This window comes from Aliinostoc sp. HNIBRCY26, from assembly GCF_050235535.1.
In the GTDB taxonomy this organism is placed as follows: Bacteria; Cyanobacteriota; Cyanobacteriia; order Cyanobacteriales; family Nostocaceae; genus Trichormus.
In genome coordinates, this window is sequence record NZ_CP189852.1 from 120,915 (window position 1) to 143,101 (window position 22,187).

The window sequence follows — 22,187 nt, forward strand, 5'->3', positions numbered from 1 at the left end:
TTATGATAAATTTACTACCGAATCAACAATATTATGAAGTGTCCCACGCTCAAAGGCGGATGTGGATTCTGCACCATATAAGTGAATATTCCAGTGCTTATAATATTAGGCTGGCAATGAAAATCAGTGGTAAATTAGATATTGCCGCATTGACAGCAGCTTTTGAAAAACTTGTGATTCGTCATGAAATTTTGCGGACTACTTTTACAAATGTTGCAGGCAAAATCCAGCAAGTTGTACATGAAGAAGTACCTAGCGAAAAATTAATATTGTTTCAAGATTTAAGAGAAGAAGATAATGCAGAAACAATAGCCGATCGCTTGATTCAAGAGTCAGCCAACTCGCGGTTTGATTTAGAGCAATTACCTTTGATGCGAGTTTTATTAGTACAGATAAAGTCAGAGGAGTTTTTATTTGGGTTGACCCTACACCATATTATTGGAGATGCGCGATCGCTCGATATTCTTTTCCACGAGTTCGTTACTTTATACTCTGCTTACACACAGCAAAAAACAGCCGCATTACCCCCACTACCATTGCAATATAAGGATTATACTGTATGGCAAAATAAGTGGTTAGCAACGGAGGAGGCTAAAGAACAGCATAATTATTGGTGCGATCGCTTTGCTGGAGAATTACCTATACTCGACTTACCTACGGACTTTCCTCGACCACAATTTAAATCTTCTCAAGCTGGTATATATACGTATAATTTTAGTCAGAGTCTCAGTGAAAAGCTACGCTCTTTTGCTGCTGGGAATCACACAACTTTATTTATTATTCTCTTAACTTTATTTAAAATATTACTCTATCGTTACACCGGACAGTTTGATTTAGTTATTGGTATACCGATTTCTGGACGCAATCATCCAGATTTAGAAAATCAAATTGGCTTTTATGTTAATACATTGGCTTTAAGAACTTTACTCCCAGAAACAGGAACTTTTCAACAAGCATTGACAGAAGTAACAAATACTTGTCTTGATGCTTATGAGTATAATAATTATCCTTTTGATCAATTAGTATCTGCCCTCGATTTAGAACGCGATTTATCACGAAATCCATTATTTGATGTGATGTTTTCACTGCTAAGTCAAGATAGCAAAACAGTGATAAAAATTCCTGGAATTGAACATCAGGCTTACCCACTAACACCACGAACTGCTCAATTTGATTTGAGTTGGAGTTTTTTTGAAAATGCCAACGACTTAAGATTGGTTATAGAGTATGAACCGGATCTATTTAGAGCCGAAACGGTTGCTAGAATGGGCGGTCACTTTTTACAAATTATTCAGGCAGTAGTCGAAAATCCTCATTGCCAATTGTCACAAATCAATTTACTAACTCCAGAAGAACGTGATCAGTTACTAAAAGAATGGAATAAAACAGCAGTTGCATATCCTTTAGAAAAATGTATTCATGAGTTATTTGAAGCACAAGTAGAACGCCACCCCGATGCAATCGCAGTCATATTTGAAGGTCAAAAACTCACCTATCAACAATTAAATGCAAAAGCCAATCAATTAGCTCACTATTTACGCACAAAAGGTGTAAAACCAGAAGTATTGGTGGGCATTTTTGTGGAGCGTTCCATAGAGATGGTGATCGGACTATTAGGAATATTAAAGGCAGGGGGAGCTTATTTGCCTTTAGACCCTAGCTATCCGAGCGATCGCTTAAATTATATGCTCACGGATGCAGCCGTGTCCATCTTACTGACTCAGCAGTCTTTATTGGACTCTTTAGGCGCAAATCCAGGCGAAGTGGTGTGTTTAGATCGGGATTGGCACATAATTGCCAACCATAGCCAGCATAACCCCATCAACTTGGTGAATTCAGAAAATTTGGCTTATGTGATTTATACCTCTGGCTCTACAGGTAAGCCCAAGGGAGTGATGAACATCCATAGGGCTGTTTGCAATAACTTATGGCGAACGATAGATGCTTACCCACTGACAGTAGGTGATGGCATTCTGCAAATAACTCCTTTAAGCTTTGACGCTTCAGTCTGGGAGATATTCTGGTCTTTAACATCTGGTACTACCTTAGTAGTGGCTAAACCTGAAGGTCATAAAGATATAGCCTATTTGATGGATTTGATTGCTGAACAAAAAATTACTCAAGTATCTTTTGTTCCTTCAATGTTGCGGATTTTATTGCAACAACCAAACTTAGAAAGTTGTCGTTGTTTAAAGCGAGTCTTTAGTGGAGGAGAAGCACTATCTTATGAACTGACTCAACGATTCTTTGAGCGATTAGACTGTGAATTACATAATCTTTACGGGCCTACAGAAACAGCAGTTGATGCAACTTGTTGGCAATGTCAGCCACATTCTCACAGTCGAATAATTCCTATTGGTCGCCCGATAGCTAATACTCAAACTTATATCCTCGATGAATATCTGCAACCAGTCCCCATTGGCATTGCAGGAGAATTACATATTGGGGGTGTCTCCTTAGCTAGAGGCTATCTCAATCAACCAGAATTAACTCATGAAAAATTTATTTCTCATCCTTTTGGCGAAAGGAAGTTATATAAAACTGGAGATTTAGCCCGTTATTTACCTGATGGGAATATTGAATATCTTGGTCGCATCGATCATCAAGTTAAACTTCGAGGTTTACGGATTGAGTTAGGAGAAATTGAATCAGTTTTAGATACTCATCCCCAAGTAGAACAAACAGTTGTATTTTTGCAAGGAAATACTGCTGAAAACCAAAGATTAGTAGCTTATTTAGTAGGAAAAAACTCATCATTAAAAACCAGTGAACTGCGTCTTTTCTTACAGCAGAAATTGCCAGCTTACATGATACCTTCAGCTTTTGTGGTCTTATCAGAATTGCCATTAAATCCTAATGGTAAGATAGACCATAAGAAATTACCGAAACCTGATGAATCATCGATAGTAGAATCCACCTATTTACCTCCCCGCAATTCCTCAGAAAGTATTTTGACAAACATTTGGCAACAAGTTCTACAAGTATCAAAAGTAGGAGTAAATGATAATTTCTTTGATTTAGGTGGTCATTCATTACAAGCGATGAATTTGATGGCATTAATTTATCAAGAATTGGAAATTGAAATTCCATTGTCGATGATTTATGAAAAGCCTACAGTAGCAGAATTGAGTGAATATATCATCTATGCTAAAGAGATGAATATCCAACCTAAAGAACGTCCTTATGTAGTTTTCAATCAAGCAAGTGAAAAAGCAGTTTTTCTATTTCCCCCAGCCCTTGGTTTTGCCGCAGCTTACGCAAATTTAGCTGATTATTTAACAGATTATGCTATCTATACTTTCAGATATATTGCTGATGAGGCAACTTTAGAAAAATATGCCGAATTGATAGATAATATAGCACCAAATCAAGACTTAAAATTGATGGGGCATTCAGCAGGTGGTTTTTTAGCGATGTTGATGGCTCAAAAATTAGAAAGTCGTGGTCGTGTAGTTTCTGATGTTATTTTAATAGATACTTATCGCGGTGGGCGTGAAGCTATAAAAGCTGAAATGTCGGAAATTATAGAAGGTGTAGATAGTTTCTTGTTAAATCCCAAACGTCAGGAGTTGAGGCGTTACTTTATGGAAAATCAAAAGTTACGCGATCGCACTTACAATCAAGTCTGGGAATACTTTAATTTTCTCTGGCATTCCGATCTAAAAAATGTCCAAATTCATGGCAATATTCATCTCATCCGGGCTGAGGGTAACTACGATTATGAAGATGATTGGACACAAGCTACAAAGGGACAACGCATCAATCATTATGCTTATGGTGTCCATCGCGAGATGATTGATCCTCCCTATCTGAATCAAAACGCCACTATTATTAACACGATTCTGAGTCAGAATTGAAGACAAGAATAATTAACCGCAGATGGACGCAGATAGACGCAGATGAGTTTGTAATTCAGTAGATTCAGAAAGGCTAGTCAAACAGCATTAATGCTTTAGCAAAGATTTCTTCCTTGGCTCTAGTTTCCAGAATTGATTTAACCAACTGGATAAAATCCCAATCTGTTTGCATATCATTATCAATAGTTTTGCTAGCCGCGTAGAAACTAGCATCATTAATACTTAACTCGTTGGTAGTTCCTGTTTGTAATTTGTTTTTCCTCCGATCCCAGGAAATTGATTTACCACGTAAAGTAAATTCAAACCATAATATTTCATTATTTTGCAACTCAAATAAGACATCAAAATAAGGTTCTTCTCCTTGAAACCAAACCTTTAGCTTACCTTCATTTAGTTTCTGTTTTAATACTTTTTGTTCAATTTGGCGCAATGATGCTCCTAAAGAGATAATTTCACTCTGGCTAAGGGTAATTTTTTGATTAAACATTGATAATATTGTCATGATTTAAATCAGTATTTAATGAAAATTAAAATACTCTGAATTCCTAATTAATTATTATCTCAATATAAAATATAGGAATCATATTTGATTTCTGCGAAGCTAGGTACACCTCTGTTCCCTGTTCTCTGTTCCCTGTTTCCTACCTATGCAAATAATTTCAATAATCAAGTCGGATTCGCATAGTTCAATATAAAATAGCTTTGATCAAAGTGTATTTGGTGATAATATTCGTCCTGATTGTACACAAATAACTTGAGATGAGTTCAACCATTGAGCATCAAAAGAACTTAAGTGAGTTGTTGTAATTAGGGTTTGAAAGCGGTCTTGAATAGCATCAAGTAATTGATTTTGCCGGGAAGGATCTAGTTCAGCTAGAACATCATCCAGCAAAAGTAATGGTGGTTCTTTAATAACTTCTTCAATTAGTTGCAATTCTGCTAATTTGAGGGCTAATACTAAGGTGCGCTGCTGACCCTGAGAACCGTATTGACGCGCCGGAGTTTGATTAATAGTTAATTCTACTTCGTCCCGATGGGGGCCGACAAGGGTGGTATTGCGGTTGAGTTCGGCGACGGCTCGCTGTTGTATTTTGGTTAAAAAAGCCTGCTGGACTTGTTCTGGCTGGGTTTCGGTTAAGGGAACATTTGGTGCGTATTGAATCTGTAAAACCTCAGTGCTACCACTGATGCTGGCGTGCCAAGCTGCTGCAATTGGTGCTAGTCTTTGTAGTGCGCGATCGCGTCTTCTAATCACCTTTGTACCAGTAATGGCTAATTGTGCATCCCACAAAGCCAGTTCTGATTTTTGAGTGCTGGAGATGGAATCCTGCAACTTTTTTAACAGGGCATTGCGTTGGCGTAACACATGATTATATTGCTGTAAAATGTGGGCATAAACTGGTTCTAGTTGGACTAATAAAGTATCCAACCAGTTACGCCTTGCTTCCGGACTACCACGGACTAATTCTAAATCTAAGCTAGAAAACTGCACAGCATTGAGGACACCCAAAAAATCCATTTGTCGCCGCAAAGATTCCCCATTTAAGGCTACAGTGCGGCGACCGTTGCGACGCAGAGTTAAGCTGAGGTCAATTACGCCAGTTTGTCGTTCTACAACAGCATCAATTTTGGCTACTGGCTCACCTTCTTGAACAATATCGCGATCGCGTGCCATCCGATGCGATCGCAATGTTGCCAATAACTCCACTGCTTCCAATAAGTTAGACTTTCCCTGGGCATTATTCCCCACCAAAATCGTTTTAGCAGCAGTAAATTTTACTTCTTGCTCTTGGTAGTTGCGAAAATGCCGGAGATGTAAGGTTTTGAGGTACATAGGGAAGGCAAAAGTAAAAAGGTGAGCCACTGCGTTGGACGGGTCTCCCGGCTTAAAGCAAGTGGTGAACCCACAGGGTAAAAGGCAAAAGAAAAGAGGATTAACTTTTACCTGTTGAGGAAACTAAAATTTAACTATATTGAGGGTAAAAGCAATCATTCTTATGTTCTTCTCTTTTTACTTTTTACTTTTACCTTTTTTTACACGGTCTTTTTGCCCATAAAGCGGAAGAAGAGTTTTTCCATTTCAATCCAGACGAACATTAAAGCACTGAAACCACAACAAATTGCTAATTCTGTGGGGGGTAGCCAGTGAGTACCGAAAAATGCTCTTAAGGGTGGGACATAAATCAGCATGAGTTGCAAAATCGTGGTGACAATTACAGCTCCTAACACAAATATATTCGAGAAAGGATTAATCTCAATAGTTAGTTGATTATTCGAGCGAATGGCGATGGCATGACCCATTTGAGCAATACACAAGGAAGTAAATACCATTGTTTTCCATCTTTCAGGGTCTAATCCTTCCCCGGTGAATGTTTGGGAATGTGTATAAGCCCACTCCATCAAAATGATTGTAATGATGGCGAAAATCACCCCAATGCGAACCATGTAAGAACCCAAACCCCTAGCAAAAATGCTTTCACGGGGACTAAAAGGCGGACGCTTCATCACATCTGGTTCAGGGGGTTCTACTGCTAATGCTAAAGCTGGTAAACCGTCTGTAACTAAGTTCATCCACAGAATTTGCAGAGGTGTGAGGGGAACACCACCTAGTCCTAAAAGCGGTGCGGCGGCGATGGTGAGGACTTCCCCAATGTTACTGCCCAGGATGTATTTAATAAAACGACGAATATTAGTGTATACTACCCTACCTTCTTTGGTAGCGGCGACAATGGTGGCAAAGTTATCATCTAGCAGCACCATATCACTGGCTTCTTTACTGACATCAGTACCAGTAATACCCATTGCAATACCGATATCAGCTTGTTTTAAAGCAGGAGCATCATTGACACCGTCCCCAGTCATAGCGACAAATCTACCGCGATTTTGCAGGGCTTGTACAATCCGCAGTTTGTGTTCTGGGGCTACCCGTGCATAGACGCTGACTAGGTCAACTTGCTCTTTGAGTTCTTCGTCACTCATGTTTTGTAATTCTTGACCGGTGATCACCCTATCACCTGCTTGAGCAATACCCAAATCTGTGGCGATCGCCCGTGCGGTTAGTTGATGGTCGCCAGTAATCATCACAGGACGAATTCCAGCATCTCGACATTCTTGGACGGCGGCGCGCACTTCCGGGCGGGGTGCGTCTAGCATTCCCACTAAGCCTAACCACACCAAACTCTCTTCTGCGGTTTCGTCTGTGCCTTCTGGTGGTACTTCCCAGAGGGGTTTGTAGGCAAAACCTAACACCCTCAGACCATTGCTAGCCATTTTGTCATTTTGTGCCAAGACTTGACTGCGTTGCTCTTCGGTTAGTGGTGCGGCGTTTGTACCCAGATAAATCCCACTGCACCGCGCCAAAATTAACTCCGGCGAACCTTTAGTAAACATGATGTAAGGTTCATTGTTGAGTAATCCGGCGATTTTGGGGTCAACATCTGTTACAGATGCTTCTCCTGTGGACACCTTTTCTACCTGAGAAATTACGCTCATCCGCTTACGTTCTGAGGAAAAAGGAAATTCACCAACACGGGGTAATTTACTGAGCCATTGGTCTTTTTCAATACCTACTTTTCCAGCTAGGGTAACTAAAGCACCCTCTGTGGGGTCGCCTAAAATTGCCCATTCTCCATTTTCTTTTTGCAGCACTGAGTCGTTACAAACAGCACAAGCCACTGATAAAGAGGCAATTTCAGGATATTCTTCTGGCACAATGGGGTAATCGGCATCACTGTCTAAGTAAAATTCTCCCACGGGTGCGTAACCTTCTCCCGTGACTTTGAAGTTTTGTTGATTGGTATAAACTGACTGCACTACCATTTTGTTCTGAGTCAATGTACCAGTTTTATCAGAACAAATTGTGGTGACAGAACCCAAAGTTTCCACCGCAGGTAATTTGCGGATTAAAGCCTGATGGCGTACCATACGCTGAGTTCCCAGTGCTAAAGTCACGGTAATGACGGCAGGTAGACCTTCTGGGACAACAGCCACCGCCATACTTAAAGAAACTTCTAAAAGTTCTTGTAAATTGCTAAAACCTCTGGCAACGATAATACCGCCAATCACAACGATCGCCACCAAGACCAAAGAACCCGTGACTAGCACATTCCCTAATTGGGTCATGCGTTGCTGTAGTGGGGTAGGTTCAGTTTCCACTGACTGCAAAAGTTCAGCAATTTTTCCTAGTTCGGTACGCATCCCGGTATTTGTGACCAGTACCTTACCCCGTCCTTGGACAACTTCCGTTCCTTGAAATACAGAATTAACGCGATCGCCTACAAGTGTTTGTTCTGGTAATGTAATATTCGCCTGTTTACTAACTGCTTCTGCTTCACCTGTCAGGGCTGATTCTCGCACCTGTAAATTCGCTTGTTCAATCAAACGGCCATCGGCGGCTATTTGCACCCCAGCCTCTAGCAGCATCACATCCCCTGGGACGACTTCTTTAGCTGCGACATCCACTAATTTGCCGTTGCGGAGGACTCGCACCAAAGGAGAAGACATTTTTTTGAGGGCGGCTAATGCTTGTTCTGCCCGACTTTCTTGGACATAGCCTAAAACACCGTTGAGAATGACAATCGCCAAAATAGCAACTGTATCTTTAAATGGCACTTCTCCTGGTTTGAGTGTATTGGCTTGCCAAGCCATAAAATCTAAAAACCCAGAAATGAAAGCTACTGCAATCAGCATCAACAACATAATATTTTTGAACTGATCTAGCAGAATTTCCCAAGCACTACGACCTCCCTGTTCTTCTAGTTCGTTGGGGCCGTATTTTTGCAACCTTTGTTCAATTGCTTCTACGCTTAAGCCACTATCTGCATTACTAGAGAGCAGGCCGAGTGCTTTATCAACTTCCAAACTATGCCAACTGGTGATATTTTCAGGCAGAGAATTAGCAGACATTGTGTCAGTCACAAAAAATGGTTACAGGATTTGATCATAATTGAGTAACGGACGGAAAACCATCCACTCAAGTTACATTAAAACTATGGTCAACTCGTATGGCTATGATACGAAATTATTAGTCAACGTCAATTTTTGGCGGCACTTCATATGTATTATTACTTAAGCCAGATTTCTTTATAAGATATTTTAATATCTCATAGAAGTGAACCAAAAAGCAGCACGGTCTTGGGCTTTCTTTGCCCAAGGGGAGCGACTGCAAAAAAAAGGGGAGTGAGAGAGTAATGAGTTGATAACCACGACTTCCCCATCCCCAATCCCCAATCCCCGATCCCTAGTTCCCAATAAAGCTTAATATGAGTTTTGCACCCACCAGTTTGACAACTAGCCAAATGTTTGGGCAAAGGACAATTCGACCGTTGACTGCTGCTGCTTTATGTGGCATTGCATTTATCCAAGACCGACTGATTGCGATTGATACGATTAAGGGGCATTTACTAGAAATTGACCCTCATACTGATAACAGTAGAATCATTAACCCTCACCAAACCAGAGAATTTAGTGAGGTGAAAGGTTTAGCTGTTTGGGAAGATACACTCTGGGTAACTCGTGGTAACAGTGTTTATGTATCTAAACTGTCATCTTTGGCTTTAGAACATTTTGCTACTTTACCCTACGCCGCCGATGGTGTGGCTGTTTGGGACTCCACAGTCTATGTGAGTTGTCAGAAATTAGGCTACATTCTGATTTATGACCGTGATAGCCGCAAAGAAATTACCAGATTTTATACTCCTGGGGTTGGGGTAGAAAATTTAGCCGTGAATCGAGAAACCCTGTGGATTTGCGATCGCACTGAACAAACGGTGTATTCTATGGATCGGGCGACTGGGGAAGTGAAATTTAGCGTGTTAACTCCCTTTGATTCACCTACGGGCATAGCTATACACCTAGACACGTCAACAGGGAAGGAAAGTCTATTTGTAGCCTATGCTTCCGAAGAACCTTATATTCGGGATAACCCCAACGCCGATCCTAACCATGAATTAACATACCGCGATCGCACTTTTATTCACCCTCTTTATTACCATCACGCACCAGATCAAAAATACGCCCTCTCGAATGGCTATCTGATTGAAATGTCCTACGTCGAGGAAATAGCCCCCTTAGAAGAGGTGTATTTACCTGATGTGGAATGGCGCATTGCCCTTCCTTCCGAAACCGAACGTCAAAAGGTGAAACACGTTGAACCCATCGGTATACCCTTCACAGAAGAAATTATTGATGGACAACGGGTAGCTGTGTTTAAATTTGAGTCTCTTGTCCCTGGCGAACGACATATATTTGGCTGGAAAGCACAATTGGAAGTACGGGGGATTAAATACCGCATTACACCCAAAGATGTGGAAGAGATTCCCGAAATTTCCCCAGAAATTGCATCTCGCTATCTGGTGGACAATGATGATTTAGCAATGGATACAGCCATTGTGCGGCGTTCCGCCCGTGAAGCCATCGGTACGGAAACAAACCTTTTGCGGAAAATGTACAGCATCCGCAACTATGTTTATGATGAACTTTCCTATGGCATCAAACCCCATATTGATACGCCCGATATAGTTTTAGAAAGGGGTGTAGGTTCTTGTGGGGAGTATGTAGGGGTACTTTTGGCACTTTGTCGCCTGAATGACATTCCTTGCCGTACTGTGGGTAGATACAAATGTCCCCCAAATGGCGAACATCAAGGAGTTCCCCTACAACCAGATTTTAATCATGTGTGGTTAGAATTCTATATCCCTGGTACTGGTTGGTTGCCAATGGAATCTAATCCCGATGATTTAGGTGATTATGGCCCTTATCCCACCCGCTTTTTCATGGGTTTATGTTGGTATCACATCGAAATTGGTAAAGGCATATCCTTTGAAACATTAAGCAGTCAAGGTAAAAGGTTAACTAAAGAAGATATTCCTCTAGGTGATTTGGCGATTAATCATATCCGCTTCACCATTCTTCAGGAATTACCACCGTTTTAAGGGAATATGGGGATTGGGGACTAACTAAATTCAAAATTCAAAATTCAAAATTGAAGAATGATTGGGGATTGGGGAAAGGTTGGTATTAATTTGGGGTTTTGCTAGAGTGGCGGAACTTAACCCAACATGAATATTGACGTTAAAATAAGGCTAAAACGACGAAAGTAGTTGCAAAATGCCTGCCATTGTTAAATTACAACTTTCCTTAGAAGATTTAGCACAAGTAATATCGTCTCTTAATTTAGAAGAAAAACTACGATTACAACAGATGATTGAGCAACAAATTTTTGAAGCTGAAGAATCTTTGTACGAGGATGATACGGAGACACAAGTAGAAATTCAAGCAGTTCGTAATGAATACGCAGTTGGCGAATATACAACTGTGGATGATCACAAATTACTTGTTCGCAATTGTCCACAGGCGGCATCAGCTTCTAAACCACGGGAATAGCGGACGCTAACGGCGATTTTTTGCTGTTGCAGAACTTTTACAAAAGCTTGAATGCGATCGCTCTTCGGTCGTTTATAATCAACTTCCTGAATGGGATTATAGGGGATTAAATTGACATGACTTTGAAAGCCACGCAGACGTTTGGCTAGTTCTAAGGCGTGTTCTGGTAAATCGTTCACACCAGCTAGCAAAATGTATTCAAAACTTACACGTCTACCTGTAATTTCCACATATTCCCGACATTCAGCTAGTAAATCCTCAATGGGATAGGGACGCGCACTAGGTATAATTTTTTCTCTTAGGGCTTGGTTAGGGGCATGGAGGCTCACAGCCAGAGTTACTTGTAGATGGTTCTGCGCTAACTCACGAATGCGATCGCGAATTCCTACTGTAGAAATAGTCAGCGATCGCTGTCCAATTCCCACATCTTGATTTAAGGATTTTACCGCATCTAAAACACTTTCCGTATTTAACAACGGTTCACCCATGCCCATAAACACCACATGACTCACCCGTTGTTGAAAATCTTCCTGCACTGTTAAGACTTGATCAACAATTTCATGTCTGCCTAAATTCCGCTTGTAGCCACCTTTACCAGTAGCGCAGAAATCACACGCCATCGGACAACCCACTTGAGTAGAAACGCAAACAGTTAACCGCTTCTCTGTGGGAATTCCTACTGTTTCTACAATCTGCCCATCGGATAGTTGCAAAAGGTACTTAACTGTGCCATCTGGTGCCACGGAACGATAATGAATCTGAGAACGCCCGATGGGGATATCTGCGACATCGGCGCGCCATTGCTTAGGAAATACGGAAATATCCGCTAGCGATCGCACTCCCTTGTGATATATCCAATCATGGAGTTGCTTTCCTCTGTAGGCGGGTTGTCCTTGCTGCTGTACCCATGCAGTTAACTCCGTCACTGAAGCACCGAGTAACGGAGGTAAAGTTGCTGTTTCGGGAATGGTTGAGTTAGCTGGGGAAACAAGAGGCGTAGCAGACATAAAAAATCACAAGTTCAAGCTCTGAATCTCTATACTACAACCTTCAACTTAATTTAGTCGGGAATCTATCATCAAACCATAAGGTAGCGATCGCCATTTTTCTATGATTTGCTGAGAAACCCTGAGTAAATCAGGGGATTAGGGAGTTTCAAGCCGCTAGCCAGAGGGCGGCGTTATGCACGTAGGTTTTGATGTCTGTTAGGGCTTGTGGTTCGGTTTTCATCCCTGTTCCTGGTGGTTCATCGACGAAGGAAGGACAGCCTTTGTCAATGTCCCAATTGTAATCAACAAAGTGATGGAAACTGGAATGAGCGATCGCCCTTCCTAATCTGTTTCCTTCTGTGTCTGTGTAATGTTCCATCGCTACCACTAGGTTAAATTTTCGCCCCGTAACTATACTTTCACCAAATGCAATCACACTTGCTGTTGAGTCTGGTTGCACTCCTATGCCGCCTTCGTGGGGATGGGATGGAAACAATTCAATTAACCCAGTTGGGGAATCAGGATTCTGTAGTAGGGGATGATTGGGTTCGGCAGGGATGATTTTTTGATAATCGCCATTCGCGCCAGAATGATAATTTGGCCAGGAAATATAAGTGGTGTGGGGGTCGTCGCGAGTCCAGCGAGAATCATCAGGATCAGGATTTTTGGTATTAAAATAATGCAAATCGCCAATATCCACAATGCCACACATAGAACAGCCCATATCTTGATGATCGCGTGTGGAAAGAATTCCCCCACCCCGCTTTCTAAAGGCGTTAATTCCGGCAATATCTTTGGCTGTTAACCCCTCACCAACATCTAGGGCGAATAACCATAATTGATTAAAATCTGATTGATCTAAACTACTTAAAATCGGATCATCTCCGGCTGCATCCGAAAGGCGATCGCGTCCCGTGACTACAAATAATTGTTGTCCTGTTTCATCTTTAATTGATTCTAGATATTCTTTTAGCAGAGAGAATCTAGAAATATTCCAGTCATCCTCAACTGAGGGAATTGTAGTTTGTAACAAAATGTGGATTTGTCTAGACATAGTTGTAGTGAGTTATTATTCCTAATATTTGATTTTATGAAATACTGTACAGCAAATTTTTCATTAAAAAATCCCCAACTTCTTTGAAAAGTCAGAGATGGTAAAATCAACTACTGTTGCTAAATACAGAGCAAGAACAGACTAGATATTTTGAGCGCGAGGTGATAATTATCGAATTATTTCTAAGTTCTCAATAGTCAGATATATTTCTTCATCAGCTATTTGAGCATTGTAATCGACATTAATTTGGGTGGGATAACCATATCGAGGATTGTAGCTTATATCTAAATTTGCGGCTTGTCTTGCAATGGCATCGCCAATCACATTAAAAAGTTTGGGGATTGTATTATAATTTTGGAAAAATTCGGGATTACTCACTGGCTGACCTGTAGCCACTGAAGTAACAGAAACTGTTTTACCGTTGCGAACTTCAATTACTACAGGGCCTCTAGCATCAGGTGTACAAAAACAACCATTACTAAATGTGTAGCGATAATTAACAATATTATTGCTGTTCCATAACCTGCGGTTAAATTGCAGTCTTCTGGCTTCTAAATTCGGCTTTCTATTTGATGATATCTGGGCTACCTCTACGGTAGGTTGAGACATCACAGGTAAATTCATTCCTAAAGAAAACAATAATCCGGCACTAAGAATTAGGGGTAAACGCATAGTTATCCTTTGTGGTTTTAATAGGGAAATTTAGGATGTTTCGCTGGATTTTGAGTACAATCTCCATTTTTTATGAGATTATTTAAGCTAATATTATTTTTTGATTAAAAATAATATCGAAATTAAGCACTGAAAATTCATCAGTAAAATCGGGGTGCGTTATGCAGTGATTAACGCACCCCCAAAGATTCTTAACATTTCGTAAATATGCAGCAAAATCCGATATTTTAATTGGCAACTTTCTTGCTAAAAATTCGGTAGTAAAGCCAATTGCTCATTTCCTTGATAGGGAACAGCACATAGGTGATGGGATTGATAGTCACGATAATATTACGGAAATCACGCCGGGCTAAAAACAAAATTGCACTGGCTACCTGTGATGCGGACATTACGCCATAGGGGTTAAGTTGACTTTTAAAAGGCCCCAAAATTAATTTGCGAATCACGCATTCACCATTCAAGCGTTTCAAAGTCACTAAATCTCCCAAGGTACGTTTACTGAGTTCATAAAGTGGACTTAACGCTGGGTTTACCTCAGCCTCAGATGTATTTACCCAAATTTCTTTAGTGGCTTTAGCTTGTGGCCCTGTAACTGTGGCGATAAATATATCCATTAACCGCAGTGCAGAAAAGGTATTGATTTCATAGGAAGAGTTAATGGCTTGTGATGTGCGATCGCCATAAACATTTACGCCGTGGTTAATAATCAAAATATCGACTTTCTCTAAGTTGGCTCGCAGTTCCGCTTCATTACCTAATTGCCAAGAAACTACTTTGATACCGTTATCCGTTGGTAGTTTATCTGGGTTAGTAGTTAATGCCACAACTTTAGCATTTCTTTTCAGTAATTCTGCTGTTAATGCTTGTCCCAAAGCACCTGATGCACCAGTAATGGCAATGGTTTTCCCTTTGAGAGATAGGGCTGTTCCCAAAACCTTATCTACCAGGGAAAATACACCACTATAGTAAGCATTAACATCATCAAAATGGTGTCGCCAGTGATAAGAACGATTCACCAACCACATAGAAGGTATGGTATCTAAAGGCCCTGGTTGGTGATTATAGTCTGTATCAATTGTGCCTTGAGAATATCTTAGATATGCCGCAGACAAAAATACAATATTGTAAGCGACTCCCAACCATAAACCCCATTGCCGGAAAATGAGGGCAATTAAAATTGATGCTGTGAATAAAATACCTGATTCTAAAACGTCGTGATACAGCTGAGATTCCTGATAAGCTTTGAGGGAAACTATCGATAAATCACGACGATATGCTGTGTGATGTTTATTGTGGAATTTACCCAGCCAAATAACTTTATGACACAAAGCATGATAGATATCTCTAAGTATTTCCGTGAGGAAGAGGGAAAATAACCCCCAGGTAACGAACTGTAAGCCAGTGTTTACGAGATCCCAATTGACTTGTAATTTGCTTGTAATTTCAGTGAAGCTTTCCAGCATTTTTTTGCTCGCCACTTGTCTTAATCTTTTTTCATATTGTGATCAGGATAGATTAAGAACAAGTTACAAAGCAAACTAAAATTTAGTGGGGATTGGGATTGGGGATTGGGGATTGGGGACTGGGGATTAGGAGACAAGGGAGACAAAGTAGATTCTTTCTCCATACTCTATGCCCAATGCGCTATGCCCAATGCGCCATGCCCAATGCCCGATGCCCATTATCTACAGGCGTTGGTATAGACTGTACAATTCTCTTGTTAGCATTAACTTAAGTTTAAGTGTCATCTGTAGACAACTGACTGTACAGGTGGCGTTTTATTAGGAGAATAACAGTTTCATGAAGCTCGGAAAACCTTCCCAAGAATGTGCAGTTAGAGTAATGGACACAATTCCATTGTTGATGCGGTTTATCCGAGCTGATATGCGGAGTCATAGTGCTGATTCTCTTTCCATACCACAATTGCGATCGCTGGCGTTTTTGAAGCGTCGTCCCGGTGCTTCACTATCGGAGGTAGCAGATCATCTCGGTGTCACCTGTGCGACAGCTTCAACCACTATTGAGCGATTAGTACAGCGTCATCTGGTACAGCGTACTGATCATCCCCAGGAACGGCGGCGGATAGTCCTCAATTTAACACCGGCAGGTAAGGATTTATTAGAGCAGTCCCAAGATAAAACTCGCGCCCACATCTCTGATATTTTAGAAGATTTGACACCAGAACAGATCATCCAAATTGAACACAGTTTAATGCTGTTAAAAAATGTTTTTGAGAAAACGGAACTATCTCCTTAGTTGAAGGATGATATTAATTGATTAACGATACATAGCTAATCTTTTTTGTAACATTTTAATTTTTTCTTCAACTACTACAACCTCTATGCTATTTTGATGATATCTTGCCTGTAACTGTGTCAGTTCCCCTTTGAGGGTGAGTATTTTATTTTCAATTGCTTGGGAAACAGCATTATTCAGTGGGATTTTACTTTGAGATTCGAGAACTTTTGACCAGCGATCGCGCAAATTTTTCACATCTAGTTCAGCAACCGCAATTTGTGGCGATATTTCTGAATATCTAGCATATAGTAATGCCGTTTCAACTTCTAAATTAGCAATTTTATTCACTAAGTGCTTGGCTAATGTTTGATTCAACAGGACTTTATTGCCACCGATTTTTGCATAGCGTTGATGCAGGGTTTGAATTTTATTATTAATAGTTATAACTTGAGGTGAGTTATTCAAATAACGGGATAGTAGTAAAGCACGCTCACCCTCTAACTTAGCGATTTCTTCCGCTAATGAATTCACATAAGATGCGGAATTAACGGGCAAACTTGCTACAGCATTTTGGGACAACATATAATGCTCATCTGTAATTGCCGCTTGAGCATAGCTGGTAATAGAGATTATGCCCAACATCATCAAAATAGACGTAAAGCTTCTGACTGCGACTGTCACAAAATACTCCTGTTTTTTATTGTAAATAAATTCTATTTATTATACTAATTTTCCTAAAATACTACTATAGGAATCCGCTTTTATTCCTGAAATTATTTGCGTAGGGAGGGAACAGGGAACAGGGAACAGAGAGAAGTCTGAGCGGAGGAACAGGAAAGAAGGAATCAAAGTGTACTGAGTTCTTTTCAAAAATCAAATATAGGATTCCTATTTGATTTCTGAAAAACCATCAACACGGTTTTTGTTTCCTGTTTCTTGTTCCCTGATCACCTAACTTCAAGTTAAAATTTCTGTTTATATTCTGTAAATATAAATTACTCTAATGACGCAATTAACAGCTAAAGATTGGATATCGATTAAACGACAGTTAACTCCTTACATATTTCTACTACCGGCTTTAGTTCTCCTGAGTTTAACTGTATTTTGGCCTGCACTGCAAGCATTTTACCTCAGCTTCACTAGCTATGAAGATATTAGTCAACCAGCACAATGGGTAGGAATGAAGAATTTCCTGCGTTTGTGGGAAGACAAAGTTTTTTGGAAAACTTTAGAAAATACTTTACTCTATCTTGTGGGTGTAGTTCCTATTTTAGTTATTTTACCTCTAGGCTTGGCAATTTTAGTGAACCAAAAACTGCGCGGAATTAATTGGTTTCGTGCCGCATATTACACACCAGTAGTAATTTCTATGGTAGTTGCGGGGATAGCTTGGAAGTGGCTATACGCTGAGAAGGGATTGTTAAATGAATTGCTGAAAATATTCGGTCTTTTTCCAGAAGGTATTCCTTGGTTAACTGATAGCGTTCCTCCAATTAAGTTATTTGGCATTGTACCTATTCCCTTAGCTAGTGTCATGCTAGTTACTATCTGGAAGGGATTGGGTTATTACATGGTAATTTACTTAGCAGGACTACAATCTATTCCGGCTGATGTCTATGAAGCCGCAGCAATTGACGGTTCAGACGGTATTCGTAAACATTGGGACATTACTGTACCTTTAATGCAACCTTATATTGCTTTGGTGGCGGTAATTTCTGCAATTTCTGCAACTAAAGTATTTGAAGAAGTTTACATTATGACTCAAGGTGGCCCGTTAAATAGATCCAAAACAATTGTTTACTATTTATATGAGCAAGCGTTTAGTAATCTGGAAATTAGTTATGCTTGCACCATTGGTTTAGTGTTATTTCTCATCATTTTAGGTTTATCAGTTTTGCGATTAATTGTTAGTCAACCAGGGGGCGATAATCTGGTTTGACCCTCCGAATTTTGGATTTTAGATTTTGGATTGAGTTTTTCAGTTCACGCCCCTACACAGTTGATTACTCTTGTGTTACATTAAGTAGTGGAATAGTAATACATCAGCCAAGCTATAGTGTGGGTTCTGGATACCCCACTGGTGCGCCAACCTCTGGATTGAGTGTATACCGCAAAGCCGATGCGTCACTACTCCCGCCCCGTTTGATAGGAGTGGGCTTTTTGCCTGCATCAAACGCCCTGAAAGTAAGCTTACTGGATAAAGCGATCGACTCATAATCGATAGGTAGTAGGTTCGAGTCCTGCACTTTCTCCCCCGTCCGGAAGGACACTACTCTGTAAAAGTAGCAAATTCAACGAATTTGATTTGATGAAAAACTCTGCAATATAGGCTTACTGCTGAATTATCAGTGGTAGCAGTAAAGAAGCTAGAGTGATTGTTTCTCTCCCTAATTTGAGTATGTCCCTTCAGTTTCAGTCTAAAACCGACAAACTGAACGGCATATTTGATGACTGTTATCGATAGTAAAATTACCTTTGGGTAGTTTTGGCGATCGCAGTTATCTTCATCCAGTTTTGGAGACACAATTTACCCGCAACTAAACTGTAAACACCTACATTTGCAGAGTTTAAAAATATAATGTAGTATATGTATTATTTCATTGTTTATGGTTTACTGATTTCCCGATGAACAAGTTTTAATCATGTCAAAATTCGAGAACCAACTAGAGACATTTCATGCTGCAAATCGTCAAGCATGGCGGGAATGGTTAGAGGATAACCATCAAAGTTCTGTTGGTGTATGGTTAATTTACTATAAAGTCAAAAGTAAAAAACCAAGCATTAGATATAGTGAAGCAGTTCAAGAAGCTTTATGTTTTGGTTGGATTGATAGTAAAGTTAAATCTCTAGATGCAGAGCGTTATATGCAAATATTTACGCCGCGTAAACCCAAAAGTGTGTGGTCGAAATTAAATAAGCAATATATAACAGAATTAACTGCCCAAGGTTTAATGAAGGAGGCTGGTTTAGCAAAAATTACAGCCGCACAACAAGACGGTTCATGGACTACTTTAGACGCGATTGAGGAATTAATTATCCCGGAAGACTTGCAACAAGCACTAGCAAGTAATGAAGTTGCCAATAATTACTTTGCCGGCTTTAATAATTCAACTAAAAAGAATATTCTTTTTTGGATTGCTAGCGCGAAACGTCCAGAAACCAGAAAGAAGCGAATTGAGCAAACTGTAAATTCAGCAGCACAAAATAAAAGTCCCTTATCAGTAATTTTCTAAGTTTTAAGTTTGATTAGTAGGTGAAAATTATATGTGGAAAACATTTTACATCAAGCCTCATGAAATTGGGGTGCTGTATCATCGTAGTGATTTTAAGAAAATCTTGCCGCCTGGAACTTATTTTTATTTAGGTGTGCATTGGCACGTAACAACCTATGACCTCAATTATCCAGAGGCAAATATAGAAAATTTAGAACTTTTATGGCGGAATCATAGTGAGGAATTACAGCGATATTTATTAGTAGTGCGTACAGCATTTAATCAAGCGGCTTTAGTACGGTGCAGTCAAACTTGGGTGAGTGTTTCCCCCAATCAATTAATAGCTTTTTGGCGTGGTTTTATTGAAGTCGAATCTCATGTTTTCAACGTAAATGAAAGCTTAGAATTACCTGCTGAGTTTGCACAGCAGTTACGGGGAATTTATTTAAGTGGAATTCAAACTTTTCAAGTTTCTGAACATGAGATTGGATTGCTGTATGTGCAGAATAACTTTGTGCGTCCACTAGAACCAGGAGAATATGCTTTTTGGGATGTAAATAGAAGTGTGGCGGTGAAAACTCTCAGCCGGATTTTACCCAATCCAGAATTTCCCCTAGAAGATGTATTAATTGAACGACATCCCGAATTTGTAGCGGCTTATTGCGAAATAGTACAATTACAGAATCACCAAGTTGCGATCGCCCGTTATCAAGGCAAAGTCATCTCTATTCTACCGCCATGCAGCCGCAAACTATTTTGGCGGGGTGTGGAAGTGGAAGTAATTGACATCAGCACTGAAACTAAGTTGTCTTCTCGCTTAGTAACAGAGTTAGTTTCTGGCTTACCAGAGACTTTAGTTTTGAGTCGCAATTTCCTGCATATCTGCGAAGTGCGCCCGCAAAACATTGGGTTACTATATATCAATCAGGAGTTTCAAACACAGCTACAACCAGGGAAACACGCTTGGTGGCTATTTGGACGTTCCTTACAAACAGAAGTCTTTGACTTGCGTCAGCAAACTCTGGAAGTCTCAGGACAAGACATCCTCTCTAAAGATAAAGTCCCCTTACGTTTAAACTTAACAGCAGGCTATCGGATTGTAGACCCCCTTACTGCTAGAAATGGACTAGTAGATATAACTGGCTATCTGTACAAAGAACTACAGTTTGCTCTACGTGCTGCTGTGGGAGAAAAAGCCTTAGACGCTTTATTAGAAGATAAAGGCGTAATTGACCAGAGTATTTTTGAATACATCAGTCAAAAAACTTCCGCCTACGGAATTGCAGTAGATTCCGTAGGGATTAAAGACATCATTCTCCCTGGCGAAATTAGAACAATTTTGAGCAAAGTAGTAGAAGCGGAAAAAGCCGCCCAAGCCAACGTAGTTCGTCGTCGTGAAGAGACAGCTGCTACTCGCAGTATGTTAAATACAGCCAAGGTGATGGAAGATAACCCCATCGCGTTACGCTTGAAGGAATTAGAAGTGTTAGAAAGAATTGCTGAAAAAATTGAGAAAATTCAAGTTAATGGGAGTTTAGATAGTATTTTGACCGAATTAATTCAGATTAATCGCAATTAATCTTAGTCAGTTCCTGTTATTTTCATATATAAATTAAACCTTGGATTCATAAAACCCAAGGTTTAATTATTTGCCCTCTCACTTACTTTTAGAAAGTGTAGGTCTTTTACCCCGGATATTTGGTTTAACGTACTAATTGCTGGTCAATGTACGTGAATTAAGAACTCCTCACACACTTTACACGCTATTGATCTGACCACGAAAACAAGTACACAACTCTCTTACTGATGATGATGGATTTAAACCATTCATCTGCTTTAAAGTTAGCTGTTTACTGTTGAGTATTTATCGTCCTGGAGATTGAAAGATACATCAGCAATAACTAATCTTTAGATAGAGACTCAATTTATTTTTATAATTAAAACTCAGAGAAATTCCAATTAGCAACCAATGACAATTAAAACACTGGGATTAGCATCAAATCTATATGATTACCTAACATCTGTTTCCTTACGTGAAGCCGAAATATTAACTAAATTACGCCAAGAAACAGCCCAACATCCAATGGGGAGAATGCAAATTGCACCAGAACAAGGACAATTTATCGCTTTGTTAGTGCAATTATTAGGAGCAAAGAAAACCTTAGAAATAGGAGTATTTACAGGTTATAGTTCCCTAGTAGTGGCGTTAGCGTTACCACCTGAAGGGCAGATAGTAGCTTGTGATACTAGTGAAGAATTTACAGCGATCGCCCGACGTTATTGGCAACAAGCAGGAGTAGACCATAAAATTAACCTCCACATTGCCCCAGCCCTCGAAACTTTAGATAATTTAATAGCAGCAGGCCAAGCAGAGACATTTGACTTTGCCTTTATAGATGCAGACAAAAGCAACTATGAAAACTATTATGAGCGATCGCTGCAACTAGTCCGTCCTGGAGGACTAATAGCCATTGATAATGTTCTATGGTCAGGAAGAGTTGCAGACCTCCAAGTCCAAGACAACCGCACCAAAAAAATCCGCGCCTTCAATGAAAAACTACTACAAGACCAGCGAGTGAATATCAGTCTTGTCCCCATAGGCGACGGCTTGACTCTAGCCTTAAAGCAGGGAACAGGTAATAGGTGACACTGAACCTGAATTTTCACGCTACGTAGAAAACCCCTCTCCAAACCTCTCCCCTACAAGGAGAGAGGCTTTAATTTTCCCCCTTCCCTCGTAGGGAAGGGGGTTAGGGGGTTAGGTTCTACTTAACGTCTGGGT

General features: G+C 40.2%; 16 protein-coding genes and 1 tRNA gene. 9 read left to right on the top strand and 8 right to left on the bottom strand.

Annotation, left to right across the window (positions count from 1 at the left end; all coding sequences use genetic code 11):
- Positions 1-2: 2 nt before the first annotated feature.
- Positions 3-3,857, top strand: coding sequence for a non-ribosomal peptide synthetase (locus tag ACQFX9_RS00435; protein ID WP_427163043.1), 3,855 nt, complete (start codon positions 3-5; stop codon positions 3,855-3,857).
- A gap of 73 nt (positions 3,858-3,930) precedes the next feature.
- On the opposite strand, the gene ACQFX9_RS00440 is transcribed toward ACQFX9_RS00435, so the two are convergent.
- From ACQFX9_RS00440 to ACQFX9_RS00450, 3 genes are all read right to left on the bottom strand, one after another.
- Positions 3,931-4,359, bottom strand: a complete 429-nt coding sequence (locus ACQFX9_RS00440) for a hypothetical protein (RefSeq protein WP_427160217.1) — start codon at positions 4,357-4,359, stop codon at positions 3,931-3,933.
- A 204-nt stretch (positions 4,360-4,563) separates the two neighbouring features.
- Entirely contained in the window at positions 4,564-5,691 is a 1,128-nt protein-coding gene (gene recF / locus ACQFX9_RS00445) for a DNA replication/repair protein RecF (RefSeq protein ID WP_427160218.1), read from the bottom strand.
- 200 nt (positions 5,692-5,891) lie between these two features.
- Complete coding sequence (locus tag ACQFX9_RS00450; RefSeq protein WP_427163044.1) at positions 5,892-8,762, bottom strand: cation-translocating P-type ATPase; 2,871 nt, start codon at positions 8,760-8,762, stop codon at positions 5,892-5,894.
- Positions 8,763-9,118: 356 nt separating this feature from the next.
- Here ACQFX9_RS00450 and ACQFX9_RS00455 point away from each other — a divergent pair, with 356 nt between their 5' ends.
- Complete coding sequence (locus ACQFX9_RS00455) at positions 9,119-10,789, top strand: transglutaminase domain-containing protein (RefSeq protein WP_427160219.1); 1,671 nt, start codon at positions 9,119-9,121, stop codon at positions 10,787-10,789.
- 175 nt (positions 10,790-10,964) lie between these two features.
- On the top strand, positions 10,965-11,240 hold the full coding sequence (locus ACQFX9_RS00460) for a hypothetical protein (RefSeq protein WP_427160220.1): 276 nt from the start codon (positions 10,965-10,967) through the stop codon (positions 11,238-11,240).
- Here ACQFX9_RS00460 and rlmN read toward each other — a convergent pair.
- The 4 genes from rlmN to ACQFX9_RS00480 form a co-directional block, all read right to left on the bottom strand.
- Positions 11,180-12,247 carry a 23S rRNA (adenine(2503)-C(2))-methyltransferase RlmN gene (rlmN, locus tag ACQFX9_RS00465; protein WP_427160221.1) on the bottom strand — a complete coding sequence of 356 codons (1,068 nt, stop codon included), beginning with the start codon at positions 12,245-12,247 and terminating at the stop codon, positions 11,180-11,182. The two genes, ACQFX9_RS00460 and rlmN, sit on opposite strands and share 61 nt — an antisense overlap.
- Before the next feature lie 148 nt (positions 12,248-12,395).
- Positions 12,396-13,283, bottom strand: a complete 888-nt coding sequence (locus ACQFX9_RS00470) for a hypothetical protein (RefSeq protein ID WP_427160222.1) — start codon at positions 13,281-13,283, stop codon at positions 12,396-12,398.
- Between the two features lie 168 nt (positions 13,284-13,451).
- The gene (locus tag ACQFX9_RS00475; RefSeq protein WP_427160223.1) at positions 13,452-13,955 is read right to left on the bottom strand and encodes a DUF6174 domain-containing protein; all 504 of its coding nucleotides are present in this window, start codon (positions 13,953-13,955) and stop codon (positions 13,452-13,454) included.
- A 227-nt stretch (positions 13,956-14,182) separates the two neighbouring features.
- On the bottom strand, positions 14,183-15,418 hold the full coding sequence (locus ACQFX9_RS00480) for a bifunctional sterol desaturase/short chain dehydrogenase (protein WP_427163045.1): 1,236 nt from the start codon (positions 15,416-15,418) through the stop codon (positions 14,183-14,185).
- Between the two features lie 337 nt (positions 15,419-15,755).
- On the opposite strand from ACQFX9_RS00480, the gene ACQFX9_RS00485 reads away from it, so the two are divergent.
- A complete protein-coding gene (locus ACQFX9_RS00485) occupies positions 15,756-16,211 on the top strand; it encodes a MarR family winged helix-turn-helix transcriptional regulator (protein ID WP_236141721.1) in 456 nt (151 codons plus the stop codon).
- A gap of 21 nt (positions 16,212-16,232) precedes the next feature.
- Here the strand turns inward: ACQFX9_RS00485 and ACQFX9_RS00490 are convergent, their stop codons facing one another.
- Positions 16,233-16,874 (bottom strand): hypothetical protein, encoded by a 642-nt coding sequence (locus ACQFX9_RS00490; protein WP_427160224.1) that lies wholly within the window; start codon positions 16,872-16,874, stop codon positions 16,233-16,235.
- Between the two features lie 322 nt (positions 16,875-17,196).
- Here ACQFX9_RS00490 and ACQFX9_RS00495 point away from each other — a divergent pair, with 322 nt between their 5' ends.
- The 5 genes from ACQFX9_RS00495 to ACQFX9_RS00515 all read left to right on the top strand — a co-directional run bounded on the left by ACQFX9_RS00495 (position 17,197) and on the right by ACQFX9_RS00515 (position 22,052).
- Positions 17,197-18,132, top strand: coding sequence for a carbohydrate ABC transporter permease (locus ACQFX9_RS00495; RefSeq protein ID WP_427160225.1), 936 nt, complete (start codon positions 17,197-17,199; stop codon positions 18,130-18,132).
- Positions 18,133-18,373: 241 nt separating this feature from the next.
- A tRNA-Ile gene (locus tag ACQFX9_RS00500) sits at positions 18,374-18,444 on the top strand.
- 391 nt (positions 18,445-18,835) lie between these two features.
- Positions 18,836-19,426 carry a YdeI/OmpD-associated family protein gene (locus ACQFX9_RS00505; protein ID WP_427160226.1) on the top strand — a complete coding sequence of 197 codons (591 nt, stop codon included), beginning with the start codon at positions 18,836-18,838 and terminating at the stop codon, positions 19,424-19,426.
- A gap of 31 nt (positions 19,427-19,457) precedes the next feature.
- Entirely contained in the window at positions 19,458-20,984 is a 1,527-nt protein-coding gene (locus ACQFX9_RS00510; protein ID WP_427160227.1) for a slipin family protein, read from the top strand.
- A gap of 390 nt (positions 20,985-21,374) precedes the next feature.
- Positions 21,375-22,052 (top strand): class I SAM-dependent methyltransferase, encoded by a 678-nt coding sequence (locus ACQFX9_RS00515; protein ID WP_427160228.1) that lies wholly within the window; start codon positions 21,375-21,377, stop codon positions 22,050-22,052.
- Positions 22,053-22,187: the final 135 nt, after the last annotated feature.

Bases quoted from the DNA above. Each gene is read 5' to 3' on its own strand.
- ACQFX9_RS00435 (WP_427163043.1), top strand. From the start codon at position 3: ATGATAAATTTACTACCGAATCAACAATATTATGAAGTGTCCCACGCT.
- ACQFX9_RS00440 (WP_427160217.1), bottom strand. From the start codon at position 4,359: ATGACAATATTATCAATGTTTAATCAAAAAATTACCCTTAGCCAGAGT.
- recF (WP_427160218.1), bottom strand. From the start codon at position 5,691: ATGTACCTCAAAACCTTACATCTCCGGCATTTTCGCAACTACCAAGAG.
- ACQFX9_RS00450 (WP_427163044.1), bottom strand. From the start codon at position 8,762: ATGTCTGCTAATTCTCTGCCTGAAAATATCACCAGTTGGCATAGTTTG.
- ACQFX9_RS00455 (WP_427160219.1), top strand. From the start codon at position 9,119: ATGAGTTTTGCACCCACCAGTTTGACAACTAGCCAAATGTTTGGGCAA.
- ACQFX9_RS00460 (WP_427160220.1), top strand. From the start codon at position 10,965: ATGCCTGCCATTGTTAAATTACAACTTTCCTTAGAAGATTTAGCACAA.
- rlmN (WP_427160221.1), bottom strand. From the start codon at position 12,247: ATGTCTGCTACGCCTCTTGTTTCCCCAGCTAACTCAACCATTCCCGAA.
- ACQFX9_RS00470 (WP_427160222.1), bottom strand. From the start codon at position 13,283: ATGTCTAGACAAATCCACATTTTGTTACAAACTACAATTCCCTCAGTT.
- ACQFX9_RS00475 (WP_427160223.1), bottom strand. From the start codon at position 13,955: ATGCGTTTACCCCTAATTCTTAGTGCCGGATTATTGTTTTCTTTAGGA.
- ACQFX9_RS00480 (WP_427163045.1), bottom strand. From the start codon at position 15,418: ATGCTGGAAAGCTTCACTGAAATTACAAGCAAATTACAAGTCAATTGG.
- ACQFX9_RS00485 (WP_236141721.1), top strand. From the start codon at position 15,756: ATGAAGCTCGGAAAACCTTCCCAAGAATGTGCAGTTAGAGTAATGGAC.
- ACQFX9_RS00495 (WP_427160225.1), top strand. From the start codon at position 17,197: ATGACGCAATTAACAGCTAAAGATTGGATATCGATTAAACGACAGTTA.
- ACQFX9_RS00505 (WP_427160226.1), top strand. From the start codon at position 18,836: ATGTCAAAATTCGAGAACCAACTAGAGACATTTCATGCTGCAAATCGT.
- ACQFX9_RS00510 (WP_427160227.1), top strand. From the start codon at position 19,458: ATGTGGAAAACATTTTACATCAAGCCTCATGAAATTGGGGTGCTGTAT.
- ACQFX9_RS00515 (WP_427160228.1), top strand. From the start codon at position 21,375: ATGACAATTAAAACACTGGGATTAGCATCAAATCTATATGATTACCTA.